The sequence below is a fragment of the Erwinia sp. 198 genome (genome assembly GCF_003937915.1).
Taxonomy (GTDB): Bacteria; Pseudomonadota; Gammaproteobacteria; order Enterobacterales; family Enterobacteriaceae; genus Erwinia; species Erwinia aeris.
Genome location: NZ_RHUM01000002.1, coordinates 50509 through 64023, shown reverse-complemented (window position 1 = coordinate 64023; position 13515 = coordinate 50509). Strand labels below are relative to the sequence as shown.

Here is a 13515-nt window from a genome sequence, read left to right as displayed (position 1 = left end):
AAAGTTGAATGATAATGATTGTTATTTATAATCGCATTCAAACAAAAGCTGTTAACAGTAATTTAACCAAAGGGTTGCACACGGGATATCGCCTTTACAACGAGTAAGCATAAATGACTGCTTTTTAAAGCGTTTTCCTTTTTTTGCACCTCTTGTTTTTATTGAAATTTTCGAGCAGGTAATCCTGCCTGGTTAACGTTGGCAGAGTCTTTGCGTCTTAAAGTACAGGAACTAAATATGGTCTTACGCTCATTCGCTCAATCAGTCCCCTCTTCTGCTGTCTGTGATGTTAGCAGCCCTGAAAAATACATTTTCAATAACCAGCAGCTGCCTGCATGGAATCAGCAAACCCAGGAGGTGCTGGCGCTAATGTCCAGAACACTGGAGGCCGTTGAGAAGCCATTTAGCGGCATCCTTCCACATGAGCTGGCCACAGAGTTCAGCGAGGTCGATTTGGATCGTCCGCTGGGAAGTAACGAAGAGGCGCTGGCAGAGCTTAGCCAGCTCTACCTCCGTGACGCCGTCTGGTTCCATCATCCTAAATACCTGGCGCATCTCAACTGCCCGCTGGTCATGCCTTCTCTTATGGCTGAGCAGATCATGGCCGCCGTAAACAGCTCGGTAGATACCTGGGATCAAAGCGCTGGCGGTACGCTGATTGAGCAAAAAGTTATTGACTGGACCCTGGGCCGCATTGGCCTGCCTGCCGATGCGGATGGGATTTTTACCAGCGGCGGCACCCAGTCTAATTTGATGGCCATGCTTCTGGCACGGGACAGCTGGTGTGAAGCACACCATCCCGGCCACCTTATTAAACATCGGGGGCTGCCTGAAGATGCTGCTAAGTGGCGCGTGTTCACTTCAAAACTCAGCCACTTCAGCATTCAAAAGTCGATGGCAATTCTTGGGTTAGGTTATGACGCCGTTATCGCTGTTGATTACGATGCGCATTACCGTATGGATGCGAAGCAGCTTGAAAGAGAGATCCTGCGCTGCCACGAACAAGGATTAATCCCGATTGCCGTTGTTGCCACCAGCGGCACCACCGATTTTGGCAGTATCGATCCGCTTCAGCAGATAGCGGGCCTTTGCCAACATCACGGCCTGTGGATGCATGTTGACGCAGCCTATGGCTGTGGCCTGTTGGTTTCGGAAAATCATCGCCACCGCCTGAACGGTATTGAACAGGCCGATTCAGTGACCGTCGACTATCACAAATCGTTCTTTCAAAGCGTCAGCTGCGGCGCTTTCTTCGTGCGTGACCGAAAACATCTGAAGCACGTTACCCACCATGCTGACTACCTTAATCCGTTAAGCGCCCAGCAGGAAGGCACGCCGAACCTGGTCAATAAAAGCATTCAAACTACGCGTCGTTTCGATGCCCTGAAGATGTGGATGACGCTGCGCATCATGGGGCCACGCATGCTGGGCGAAGCTTTCGACAGCATTATCAGCCTGACGCAAATCGCCCATCAGCTGCTGAATCAGCATCCCGCTATCGAGGTGCTCCATGCGCCCGAGCTGACCACGCAGATTTTCCGCTACGTTCCCGAGTCAGCGATGAGCGAGGCACAAATTGATGACATTAATATAGCGATCCGTAAGGCGCTGTTCCGTTCCGGAAATGCAGTCGTTGCCGGTACCAAAGTAGAAGGACGTCAGTATCTGAAATTTACCCTGTTAAATCCCACCACCACCCCTGCTGACCTTGAAGACGTGGTCAGTCTGATTGCGTATTACGGGCGGGAGCAGATGCGGGTTTCTCTATTGACCCCGGCAAACCAGTGAGAGCTTTAAAATGAATAAGACTGTTTACGATTTTATCGGTATTGGTATTGGCCCTTTCAACCTGGGGCTGGCCTGTCTTAGCGAACCGGTTGAGGACCTGAACGGCTTCTTTCTCGATCGTAATCCGGGATTTGACTGGCACACCGGCATGATGTTGGAAAACGCGCATTTGCAAACGCCTTTTATGGCCGATTTGGTGACGCTGGCCGATCCTACCAGCCCTTACAGCTTGCTTAACTACATGAAGGAAAAAGGAAAGATATACTCATTCTATATTCGGGAAGATTTCTTCCTGATGCGCAAAGAGTATAATCAGTACTGCCAGTGGGCCTGTTCGCGACTCAGCAATCTGCGCTGGAATACGCATGTTGATTATGTCAGCTACGATGAAGAAACGGGCGCCTATCGTATTTCCGCCACCGATACACGCAGCGGCACACGGCATGAATGGTTCGCGCGCCGCCTGATCCTCGGCACGGGCCCTACCGCCTGGTTACCTGAATGCAGTATTCCGCATCGCCAGCGCCTGACGCATTCCAGCGAATATCTGCTGAATAAAGCAGAGCTGCAGAAAAAACGTTCGATAACCGTTTTGGGCAGCGGACAGAGCGCCGCAGAAATTTATTACGATCTGCTCACCGATATCGATCGCTTTGGCTACCAGCTCAACTGGATAACCCGCGCGCCGCGTTTTTATCCGCTGGAATATACCAAACTGACGCTGGAAATGACCTCGCCTGAATGGGTGGACTACTTTCATGATTTGCCGCCGGGCAAACGCGACGAACTGAATGCCCGTCATAAGAACCTCTATAAAGGTATCAACAGCAGCCTTATCAACGACATCTACGATCTGCTGTACATCAAGCAGCTGGACGGCGAACTGGACGTGAATCTTTTTACCCACTCGGCGCTGACGGATATGCGCTGGCTGCCGCAGGGGGAGTTTGAACTATCGCTGCATCAGCAGGAGCAGGATTGCACATTTACCCGACGCACCGAAGGGTTGGTTGTGGCTACCGGTTATCAGTATCGCCCGCCGGCGTTTCTTGAAGGCGTGACTCAGCGTCTGCGCTGGGATGAAAAGGGTCGTTATGATGTTCAGCGCAATTACAGTATCGATGAGCATAACCAGATCTTTGTACAGAACGCCGAGCTACATACGCATGGGTTTGTGACGCCCGATCTGGGCATGGCCTGCTATCGCAACTCGGTTTTGCTGCGTGAGCTGACCGGGCGAGAAGTCTATCCGATCGAACGGCAAATTGCCTTCCAGACCTTTCCTGCACAAACGGAACGATAACATGTCATCGCCCACAATTTTTAGCGCCGACCGCCCGGCCGGCACGTTCAGCCTCCGGCCTATGCGCGCAGAAGACGCCTCGCTGATCCACAGCTGGGTTACTCGTGAATATGCACGCTTTTGGGGAATGCAGACACATAGCCCTGAGCAGGTTGCCGCTTTTTACCAGGATTTAACGTCCTCCGATCCTCACGCAGCGCTGATCGGCTGTTGCGACGATCGGCCTGTGTTCCTGATCGAATGCTACCGCGCCAGCGACGATGAGGTAGGTAAATTTTATCCTGCCGCGCCGGACGATTATGGCATGCACATTTTGATTGCCCCTGCCAGCCAGCCGGTCAGGGATTTCAGCTGGCAGGTTTTCACCCTGGTGATGGATTACATGTTCAGCCGACCGGAAGTGAATCGCGTAGTGGTTGAGCCAGACGTACGTAACGACAAAATTCATGTGCTAAACAAGCGTGCGGGTTTTCGTTATCAGCAAACTATTGATATGGGACACAAAACGGCCTGGCTGGCCTTTTGCCAGCGGGAAGATTACCAACACGCTCTACTGCAGGAACAGCTGAATATGACCACTGAAACGACCGCACTGCTGAACGGCGCTCATCTGACGGACGGCAACTGGACCCAGGCTAACCGTTTGCTGATCCGCAAAGCTATTGCCGAATTTGCTCACGAAAAAATCGTAACGCCTGTTGAGACGGATGATGGCCGCTATATGTTGTGCGTACCGGGAAGCGAGTTAACCTACCATTTCCGGGCAATGCGCCTTGCGCTGGATCACTGGGAAATTGAGGTTGAGTCGCTGAGCAAACAGGAGAATGGTCGTTCTCTGCCGCTGGATGCGCTGCAGTTTATCGTTGAGTTTAACCAGCAGATTGGCATCCCACAGGCGCTGCTGGCAACGTATATGGAAGAGATTAGCAGCACGCTATGCAGCAGCGTTTTCAAGCTACAAAAGAACCAGCCTGACAGTCAGGCACTGGTAAAAGCGGATTTCCAGACCGTTGAAGCCTCCATGACCGAAGGTCATCCCTGCTTTGTAGCCAACAATGGGCGTATTGGCTTTGATGCCCGTGACTATCTTGCTTTTGCGCCAGAGGCCGCTACGCCAGTCAGTCTTATCTGGGTAGCGGTTCACCAACGCAATGCCCACTTCTCCAGCCTGAGCAACCTGAGCTACGAGCAGCTAATGCGCGATGAGCTGGGGGAAGCAACCGTGGAGCACTTTACTCAGCAACTGATTAAAACAGGGCTGCCGGCTGATGAATACATTTTCATGCCCGTTCATCCATGGCAGTGGCAGAACAAGCTGCTGACCGTTTTTGCGGCGGACATTGCGAATAACGATATCGTCTATCTGGGCAGCGGCGAAGATAGCTATCAGGCCCAGCAGTCTATTCGCACTTTCTTTAACCGCAGCCAGCCCGGCAAGCGTTATGTCAAAACGGCCTTGTCCGTGCTTAATATGGGTTTTATGCGCGGCCTGTCGCCTTACTATATGTCTACCACGCCGGCGATTAACGAATGGCTGGAAAAGCTGGTTGTTGGTGATGCATGGCTGCAACGCTGCGATTTTCGGATCCTGCGTGAAGTGGCGGCAGTGGGGTATCACAACCGCTATTATGAGCAGGCTATCAAGGGCGATTCCGCTTATAAAAAGATGTTTGCCGCGCTGTGGAGGGATAACCCGGCCGCCAGCCTGAAGCCCGGCCAGCGCCTGATGACTATGGCGTCTTTCCTGCACAGAGACCATCATCAACAAGCCCTGCTGCCGGCACTGATAGCCGATTCCGGTTTACCGGCTAAAGCGTGGGTTTCACGCTATCTGACCTGCTATCTCAGCCCTCTTCTGCACTGTTTTTATCAGTACGATTTGGTATTTATGCCGCACGGCGAAAACCTGATTATGCTGTTAGAAAACAATGTTCCGGTTAGCGCCTATATGAAAGATATTGGCGAAGAAATTGCCGTAATGGATCCCAATGCGGTTCTTCCTGACAAAGTACAGCGACTGGCGGTGGACGTGCCGGAAAACCTTAAACTGTTATCGATCTTTACGGATGTCTTTGACTGCATCTTCCGCTTTATCAGTGCGATCCTGCATGAATCGCGCACCTTGCCGGAGGAAGACTTCTGGCAGGCAGTAGCGCAGTGCGTTAAAGACTATCAACAGGCACATCCTCAATTTGCAGAGAAATTTTCTCGCTACGACATGTTTGCGCCGGAGTTTACCCGCTCCTGTCTGAATCGTCTGCAGCTGGCAAATAATCAACAGATGATCAATCTTTCCGATCCGGCTGAAAATCTTAAATTTGCCGGAACGCTGATCAACCCGATAGCGCGCTGGCGTTAACGCTCCCGTTGTTTTCCTTAATACAGGCTTTACTGACGCGACCGCTCTGGCGGCCGCGTTTTCCTTTTTTTATTCCAGGACAGTATACAGATGGCTCTTTATCATCCCCTATCGCAGCTGACCCGCCGACACCTGATCTTTCCGCTGTCGCTGGTGTTATTTGAGTTCGCAACCTATATAGCCCACGATATGATCCAGCCCGGCATGCTGCTGGTCACTCAGGAATTTGCCGTCGGCCCTGAGTGGGTTTCCACCTCGCTTACTGCCTATCTTATTGGGGGCCTGATGCTGCAATGGCTGCTCGGCCCCCTTTCCGATCGGGTTGGGCGCCGTCCGGTATTACTCTCCGGCGTGGCTTTTTTTATGCTCACCTGTGTGGCTACGCACTGGGTACAAAGCATTGAACAATTTGTATTACTGCGCTTTCTGCAGGGAGTTAGCCTGTGTTTTATCGGCTCGGTCGGCTACGCCGCCGTGCAGGAAGCGTTTAATGAATCACTCAGCGTAAAGATAATGGCATTGATGGCAAACGTCGCTTTACTGGCGCCGTTAGCCGGGCCGCTGGCAGGCGCTGCTTTTCTCTCGGTTGGCGACTGGCGCACTATGTTCTGGTTATTTGGCGGCCTGTCGGCGATTGCGCTGGTCGGACTGTGGCAGGCTATGCCTGAAACCGCTGGCGACAAAGGCACGCCGCTATCGCTGAAGTCGATTGGTAAAGGCTATTTTGCGCTTCTGAAAGATCGTCAGGTAATGAGCGGATCCCTGGCAATAGGATTGGTGACTATCCCTTGTCTTTCGTGGGTGGCCTTATCACCAGTGATCCTTATTCATGACAGCGGGCTTAGCCGCATGGAGTATGCTCTGCTGCAGCTGCCGGTCTTTATGGCCATGATTGTCGGCAATTTCACGCTAAGTCGACTTGCCAGCCGTGTATCTATTACGCAGCCGCTGCGTCTGGGTGCCTGGCCTGTTGTCTGCGGGTTAGTTATGGCGGCAATTGCCACAACCTTTAACCAGCACAGCTACCTGTGGTTGACTACCGGGCTAAGCATTTACGGTTTCGGGACCGGCCTGGTCAGCGCCGGGCTTTACCGTATGACGCTGTTTTCCAGCCGTGCCAGAAAAGGAAGCGTGGCGGCCATGGTTGGCATGGTCACTATCCTGGTCTTTGCTCTGGGTATTGAAGCCGCGAAGGCCTCTTACTTCAGCATCGGTAGCCGGGGATTCAGTCTGGTAAACCTTACCTGCGGCCTGCTGTGGCTGGCGCTGGTTCTGGCTTTTCTTCGCGAAAATCAGCGTCGACAGTCGGTGGCTCACCCGTAATAAATGCTGGCAACAGGGCGGCTTTCCCAATCCTACCGCCGGTTGCCAAAACGAAACGATCGGCGTTTTTTTCCGGATCGACCTGGGAAAAATCCCGATCGCTTTCATTCTGCTCAACATCGGCACAAATCACTTTTCACGTGCACCCAAAGCGTAGCGATATTCGTTTACGGCGTCATTCTGAACACGGGCGCCACGATCTTATCTTGCTAAGTTAATATAATGGGCATTATATGAATTCAGAAAAAGCGGACGATCCGCCTGGATGAGAATAATAAGATCTGTGGCGAGCTATTATATGTACTCAGGATCGACAAAAACGATCGCGCTACGTGAATTTTGCAGCACATTACCCCTGCGCATTCTACAGAATTCACGTAGCGCAATCATTCCGAAGTAGCCTAAAAAACGGACGGTTCAGAACAGAATTCGCCATCGAAGCGCCAGGCGTTTTGGATAACAAAGCTCCCCAGCCGGTATCGTCCGACCGGGGCGGCCGCACCGGCGAAACGGAAAGTATTTCCAGGAAGGTGGTTTTTCGACGAGCCGCTCGCGAGTACGACGTAACAGCGGAAAATAAATGAGGCTCAGCCCGATCAACATGTGGGGGAAACTTGATGCGCCCTGCTGCCTTCCCGTCTGGTATTTGGCAGAAGGGTGCAATCACGATTTCCTCCCCCACACAGCTATATCTGCTCCCATTCAGGCAGGTGATTAGCTTTCTTTCGCCACAGCTGAAAAACGGACATCACGAGGTTAAACATCGTGCCCGCGATGAGTATGGCTATCGAGGCAGAGAGTAAATACACGTACTGTGCTTTCCAGAACACAAACCACATTACGATCCCCCAGAATGGCGTGTAAACAACCGTAAAGCTAGAAAAGTTAGTCATAAAAGAGGATAACGGCGGCGGCACTACATTGAAGCCCAGGTTCCACAATAGACAATGGCATGGCGGAGCGTAAGTGCTATGCCACATCCCTTTCGCCCTCATCATTGCAAAGGCACGCCTTTTTTTTCCATCGAAAATCGGGGAGCTGTTCATAATAATTCCCTGGGTTTTATGTTGTTATTTGAGTGTAACAGTTTCCTTAAGGAATGATTTCTTATTGGCACCGTTTAACGGAAACAGACAGTTAAACCATGCTAAAAGGTATAATGCCGGAGGATATCGCGTACTCAGCGGGCTGGAAAGCAGGTTAAAATATATCCTTCTGCGTTAAAGCCGCCTGCTTTACTAATCATCACCCCGCTATTAGCCACCCCCTAAAGCAAATGGGTGTTAAAATATACAGAAAATAGCAATTTTTTATTTACATTTAATCAGAAATAAAGCCACACCTGTTACCTGAGGAGGGGACGCCAGCTGTTTTAATTGAGGTGAAATTAAATAATAAACTATTTATGTAAAAGCATAACGGCGATCACAGTTTTATTATTTAAACAGAATAGTATCCCATCCAGCAGGTAACAGGAATAAACCACCTCATTGTCAACAGAGCCCAATATGGCTATTGTATAAGCGTTTCCCCCTCACGGAAATTTATACCCCTGCCATTATTAAAATATTCATCCAGAGAAGGTAATAATAACCAGTTATTTTTTCAGGCATTTTGCGCTCAGGGTTAAAAGATGAACAATGCCGAAATAACTGCGTTAACAATAGTTACGGAAATTGACATAAAAATCACCGTTATTCCGCTGAAAGAAAATAAGGCTTCGGCCCTGCTATTCTACAACGCTATTGCCGGATAGCTTTGTTCAGCATTTTTCTCGACCATTCCGGCAGCAAAAAACCAAGAAAATACGAATTATGAAAGCTTATTGCACAACCTGAAACTTAGTTTTGTTAAAAAATTATTTAACGTAGCGGAACAAAAGCAGCTGATTTTTACATGGAGTTAATATTTATGCAGGGACTTGCTTCTTCAAATAAGATGTCGGCAACGCAAAAATGTCTGGCGTTGTTCACCCTGGCAGCTGTGCTGTCAGGCTGTGCCGCCCGACACGAGGAAACCGAGGCGCGCGAAGGGTATTTTGTTAACCACACCTTCAGCGCTTCAGCACAAAATGAAAGAGTCCGCTTTCTTATCCTGCACTATACGGCACTGGATGATAGCCGCTCATTAAAGACGTTAACCAAGGATCAGGTAAGCGCCCATTACTTAATCCCTGCAGTACCCGCCTTTAAAGAAGGTAAGCCTGTGGTTCTGCAGTTGGTTGATGAGAATAAGCGGGCATGGCACGCTGGCGTCAGCAACTGGAACGGCAGAAACAACCTGAACGACTCCTCTGTTGGTATCGAAATCGTCAATCCCGGCTACACGGAAAATATGCTGGGAAAACGTACCTGGTACCCTTATGGGGAAAAACAGATCGAAGCTATTGCCGTTCTGGCAAAAGACATTATTCATCGCTACCAGATTACCCCCGATAATGTCATTGGGCACAGCGACATAGCTCCTCTTCGCAAACAGGATCCAGGAAAGCTGTTTCCCTGGGCGCATCTGGCTGCGCTGGGCATTGGCGCCTGGCCTGACCAGCCGACGGTAATAAAATATCTTGCCGGGCGTTCCCCTTACACCCCGGTAGAAACAAGCATCGTACAGGCCTTGCTGAAACAGTACGGTTACGATCAAATCCCACAAACCGGCACGCTGGATGAAAATACGCAAAAAACTATTGCTGCATTCCAGATGCATTTTAGGCCAGCGGATATCCGGGGTCTGGCTGATGCAGAAACTGAGGCCATCGCGCGAGCGCTGATTGAAAAATATCGACAAACTTAACGCTGACCGATGTCGATAGTTATACCGCGATAAAAGGTCGGCTCAACCTGTAGCGGCCTGGCGATCAGCCCCTGCTGCTGATAAAAATCGGCCGTTGCCTGCTGCTGAGCCACCGTTTGTGGATCGATAGCCTGCCAGTGCGCTTTTCTGCGGCTGAACGAGAGTTTTACCGCCTGCTGAGGAAAACCGATAATGTTGGCCAGCGTTGCCGAATAGCCGTCAATATTGGCGTAGGCCAGCTGCTCAGCACGAGCCAGCAGGGTTACATAATGTTGTAGCGCCTGGCGTTTTTCTGCATTGCCGAGGGCGCTGTTGGTCGCAGCCAGAAAACTATTACCTGCGATCAATTGCTGGCCATTAACCAGAACGCGACCACTGCCGGAGGTTTCCGCCAGCGCGGTATAAGGATCCCACGTTGCCCAGGCATCTATTGCGCCGCTGGCCAGGGCGATCTTCGCGTCACCAGGCGTAAGATAGCGAAAATGAACGTCTTCTGCCTTAATCCCCGCCTGCGCCAGCGCTTTCAACGCCACGAAATGACCAATAGAACCTCGCCCCGTCCCGATACTCTTTCCTTTAAGATCGACCACGCCATGCAGCGTGGAATCCTTATTAACCACGATGGCTGTTCCTATTGGGTCAGATTTATCGACGGCGATAGCCTTCACCTGCGAGCCAGCCGCTATGGAAAATAACAGCGGCGCGTCGCCGATAATACCTGCATCAACCGCGCCGGCATTAAGCGCTTCAGCCAGCGGCGCGGCGGAGGGGAATTCCGCCCATTCAATATTAAAAGGCAGATTTTTAAGCAAGCCGGAGGCCTCAAGCTGCGCACGCATATTGCCTTTCTGATCGGCGATTCTTAATGTTGTTACACCATCAGCACAGGCCGACCCGCTTATGGCCAATGCCATCAATATTATTAAATTTTTCATGCCGCCCTCCCCTGTCAGAAATAATTCTAAGTATTTGCTTAAACCAAAATAAGACCCAACCAGCAGAGTGCCAGCACGCCGCCTAAAAATCTTATTTTTGCTGCCAACTCCAGATAAAAATATCTTATTGTTTTTTACCTGATAAGTCCGACCGGAACTTATAACAATACTTCCATTACATTACTGAATAATAACTTTTAACGAAACGGAACTACGATAAGGCGCCGCCATACGCTCATCCTGGGCGTATGCACAAGCCTCAATGACGTCAGCCATAGCTATTTTATCCATATGCAGAGCGCCTGGAGATAAAAGAGCGGCCTCAGGAAGGATTTAAAATAATTTATCTATTAAATTCATAAAGATACTATAAAAAAGGCTATACTTATCAACTGGTCGATTTTTCGACCAGGTCATGCGCTTTCTGGCTACGGTTATCCACAGAAAATGGGGATTACCTGTGCATAAAAAAGTATAAATCGCGCTAAAAAGCGTTACCGTTGCGGTGAAACCCCTTAATTATGTTGATGATTTGCGCGGAATGCGGCTTCAGGCGTAAAAAACGAGCGCAGCCAGGCGGTATAAGCTCAGAAAGAAAAAAAGCGGGCATGCAGACGCTGTGCCTGACGCTCTGGCGGTTTACCTACAGCAATAAAAACGCTAAAGGCAGTGACCATCTGCTGGTTCGCCTCAAAGTTGCTTTTTACTCAGCTGGATAATAAGCGCAGCGTACGGCGAAAAAGAAAACCTTTTGCCGCAGGCTATAAAAGCCGCTTAATCACAATAAAAACCTACCTTTTTACGGGGTATTTTCCTGAAGCGATTATCTTCAAAAAAACTTTAGGGGGCTAATTTTACCGGGACAGGTTAGTGAAAAATAAAATCAAAAAACGCTTATAAACTCAGGCGGGATACGTGCAAAAGGAAGATGTTCAGGATTTTAACCAGCTGTAATGCCGGTACATATTTGTCATCTGCCTGACGATTATCATGCAGCGCCTTTAAATGCTACCTCCTTTATTAGTCAGCATATTTATGCATCGGGTAATATTTTGCTCACAATCAAAGCATTACCTTAAGTCGGGATTGTTTTACGGCGGCCGGCGCTCTTTTTAAAGACATTATTTCCGATGAATGATGCTAAAAATTATTTCGATGATTCACTCTTTTCTTACAAACAGCCTATTTGCTGCATGGCACCCCTCGGGTCACCATCCCACACCAGATGGTCATCCTGCGGGCGTACGCGTTCTCTCCCCTGCCCTGTCCTTCAGGATCTTTCAGGCTGGTCAGGCAGCAAGCCTTACGGGTAAGCAAAGGATGCCCATTAAATCTCTGCCAGGCGCCTGCTGCTCGGGGTTTATGTGAGGCTATAAGTATCGCAGATAATTGTATGTTGTAACTATTTAAAGTCGCTCAGCCAGCTCAAAAACCATAAAATGAAGCGGAAAAGCAGAAAGTCCCGCTCTTTGTAGCGGCCAAAAGCCGTACGGCGGGGTTGCCAGCATTCAATGAAAAAAAGAGGCATGCTTTAGCAGGACTAATGGCGACTGGGATGAAAGGGATGTGGCACCGCACTTAGCAATAAGGTTGTATTTTAGAGAGGTGCCACACAGGCGAGACAAAAGGGAAAACGTTACGGCCGATTTTTTTCTGAGAAAGTCAGGCATCTGGTTGATTTTTATTTCGCCCGGTTCATGCGCCACCGGGCTATTTAGCCTTCAGGTACTTTTTTGATTGCGCCTTCCCTGAAAGATTTAAGCGAAAATTATCATACAGCCGTTGGCATGGCGGGAATACGTTTAACGGCGTTGCTGACCGTCGCTACAGTCAGCACCTTTTTGTGCTTAATAATATTACTTTCTCGTCGCTAACAGCTCTGTCTTTAACCGGAAAGGCTGCTCCGGCTCAGCGCTACCGCCAACCCAGCTCCGGGGCGACATATTTAAGGATGGCTTCCAGCATATGTGTGCAATATGCCACGCCAAGCTGATTAGGGATGGTCAACAGCAGCGTATCGGCCTCGGCAATCGCTTCATCCTTTGCCAACTGGGCAATCAGCTTCTCCGGTTCGGCGGCATAGCTACGCCCGAAAATGGCACGCGTCTTTTCGTCCAGGTAGCCAATCTGATCGCCACCCTGCCCGCTGCTGCCAAACCAGGCGCGATCCTGTTCGGTAACCAACGCAAAAATACTGCGGCTGACCGAAACGCGTGGCTCGCGCTGATGACCCGCTTCCCGCCAGGCGGTGCGATAGGCACGGATCTGATTTGCCTGCTGGATATGGAAAGGCTCGCCGGTCTCGTCATCTTTCAGCGTCGAGCTTTGCAAATTCATCCCCAGCTTCGCCGCCCAAACCGCCGTCGCGTCCGATCCTGACCCCCACCAGATCCGTTCACGCAGCCCGAAGGAAAAGGGTTCAGGCCGCAGCAGCCCAGGCGGATTAGGAAACATCGGTTGCGGATTAGGTTTTGCAAACCCTTCCCCCTTCAACACGTCCAGCAACGCTTCGGTATGGCGCCGTCCCATATCAGCATCGCTTTCGCCCTCCTGCGGGCCATAGCCAAAGTAGCGCCAGCCTTCAATGACCTGTTCCGGCGAGCCGCGACTAAGGCCTAACTGTAAGCGTCCACCGCTGATTATATCGGCCACGCCGGCGTCTTCCGCCATATAAAGCGGGTTCTCATAGCGCATATCAATGACGCCGGTACCGATTTCAATTTTATGGGTACGGGCCGCAACCGCCGCCAGCAGCGGAAACGGTGCGCTAAGCTGGCGGGCAAAGTGGTGCACGCGAAAATAGGCGCCGTCGGCACCCAGCTCTTCTGCGGCTACCGCCAGATCGATAGATTGCAGCAGCGCATCTGCCGCCGATCGGGTGGCCGACTGTGCAGAGGGCGTCCAGTGACCGAAAGAGAGAAACCCAATTTTTTTCATAGCATAATGACCTTTAGCGGCGCGCATCTGGCGCGTTGAAACCGTCATACTAACGCTGAAGCCTGAGCTTGTCTGCCGTC

Annotated in this window: 9 protein-coding genes; 6 read left to right on the top strand and 3 right to left on the bottom strand. The window is 50.6% G+C overall.

Annotated features, from left to right (window positions below; genetic code table 11):
- The first annotated feature begins 237 nt into the window (after positions 1–237).
- From EGK14_RS02800 to EGK14_RS02785, 4 genes are all read left to right on the top strand, one after another.
- Positions 238–1788: an aspartate aminotransferase family protein gene (locus EGK14_RS02800; RefSeq protein WP_125287553.1), complete on the top strand. Its 1551-nt coding sequence runs from the start codon at positions 238–240 to the stop codon at positions 1786–1788.
- A 10-nt stretch (positions 1789–1798) separates the two neighbouring features.
- A complete protein-coding gene (locus tag EGK14_RS02795; RefSeq protein ID WP_125287552.1) occupies positions 1799–3091 on the top strand; it encodes a lysine N(6)-hydroxylase/L-ornithine N(5)-oxygenase family protein in 1293 nt (430 codons plus the stop codon).
- A 1-nt stretch (position 3092) separates the two neighbouring features.
- Positions 3093–5450 (top strand): GNAT family N-acetyltransferase, encoded by a 2358-nt coding sequence (locus EGK14_RS02790; RefSeq protein ID WP_125287551.1) that lies wholly within the window; start codon positions 3093–3095, stop codon positions 5448–5450.
- 90 nt (positions 5451–5540) lie between these two features.
- A complete protein-coding gene (locus EGK14_RS02785; RefSeq protein ID WP_125287550.1) occupies positions 5541–6773 on the top strand; it encodes an MFS transporter in 1233 nt (410 codons plus the stop codon).
- A gap of 686 nt (positions 6774–7459) precedes the next feature.
- Here the strand turns inward: EGK14_RS02785 and EGK14_RS02780 are convergent.
- Entirely contained in the window at positions 7460–7819 is a 360-nt protein-coding gene (locus EGK14_RS02780) for a DUF6404 family protein (protein WP_125287549.1), read from the bottom strand.
- A 587-nt stretch (positions 7820–8406) separates the two neighbouring features.
- Between EGK14_RS02780 and EGK14_RS21720 the strand changes: the two genes are divergently transcribed.
- Both EGK14_RS21720 and EGK14_RS02775 read left to right on the top strand, forming a co-directional pair.
- The gene (locus tag EGK14_RS21720; protein WP_255416503.1) at positions 8407–8529 is read left to right on the top strand and encodes a hypothetical protein; all 123 of its coding nucleotides are present in this window, start codon (positions 8407–8409) and stop codon (positions 8527–8529) included.
- A 182-nt stretch (positions 8530–8711) separates the two neighbouring features.
- The gene (locus EGK14_RS02775; RefSeq protein WP_125287976.1) at positions 8712–9563 is read left to right on the top strand and encodes an N-acetylmuramoyl-L-alanine amidase; all 852 of its coding nucleotides are present in this window, start codon (positions 8712–8714) and stop codon (positions 9561–9563) included.
- On the opposite strand, the gene EGK14_RS02770 is transcribed toward EGK14_RS02775, so the two are convergent.
- The gene (locus tag EGK14_RS02770) at positions 9560–10498 is read right to left on the bottom strand and encodes an ABC transporter substrate-binding protein (protein ID WP_125287548.1); all 939 of its coding nucleotides are present in this window, start codon (positions 10496–10498) and stop codon (positions 9560–9562) included. The two genes, EGK14_RS02775 and EGK14_RS02770, sit on opposite strands and share 4 nt — an antisense overlap.
- A gap of 1914 nt (positions 10499–12412) precedes the next feature.
- Positions 12413–13435, bottom strand: coding sequence for an LLM class flavin-dependent oxidoreductase (locus EGK14_RS02765; protein ID WP_125287547.1), 1023 nt, complete (start codon positions 13433–13435; stop codon positions 12413–12415).
- Positions 13436–13515: the final 80 nt, after the last annotated feature.

Excerpts from the sequence above, each read along its gene's own strand:
- EGK14_RS02770 (WP_125287548.1), bottom strand. The coding sequence starts at position 10,498 with ATGAAAAATTTAATAATATTGATGGCATTGGCCATAAGCGGGTCGGCC.
- EGK14_RS21720 (WP_255416503.1), top strand. The coding sequence starts at position 8,407 with ATGAACAATGCCGAAATAACTGCGTTAACAATAGTTACGGAAATTGAC.
- EGK14_RS02800 (WP_125287553.1), top strand. The coding sequence starts at position 238 with ATGGTCTTACGCTCATTCGCTCAATCAGTCCCCTCTTCTGCTGTCTGT.
- EGK14_RS02780 (WP_125287549.1), bottom strand. The coding sequence starts at position 7,819 with ATGAACAGCTCCCCGATTTTCGATGGAAAAAAAAGGCGTGCCTTTGCA.
- EGK14_RS02795 (WP_125287552.1), top strand. The coding sequence starts at position 1,799 with ATGAATAAGACTGTTTACGATTTTATCGGTATTGGTATTGGCCCTTTC.
- EGK14_RS02785 (WP_125287550.1), top strand. The coding sequence starts at position 5,541 with ATGGCTCTTTATCATCCCCTATCGCAGCTGACCCGCCGACACCTGATC.
- EGK14_RS02775 (WP_125287976.1), top strand. The coding sequence starts at position 8,712 with ATGTCGGCAACGCAAAAATGTCTGGCGTTGTTCACCCTGGCAGCTGTG.
- EGK14_RS02765 (WP_125287547.1), bottom strand. The coding sequence starts at position 13,435 with ATGAAAAAAATTGGGTTTCTCTCTTTCGGTCACTGGACGCCCTCTGCA.
- EGK14_RS02790 (WP_125287551.1), top strand. The coding sequence starts at position 3,093 with ATGTCATCGCCCACAATTTTTAGCGCCGACCGCCCGGCCGGCACGTTC.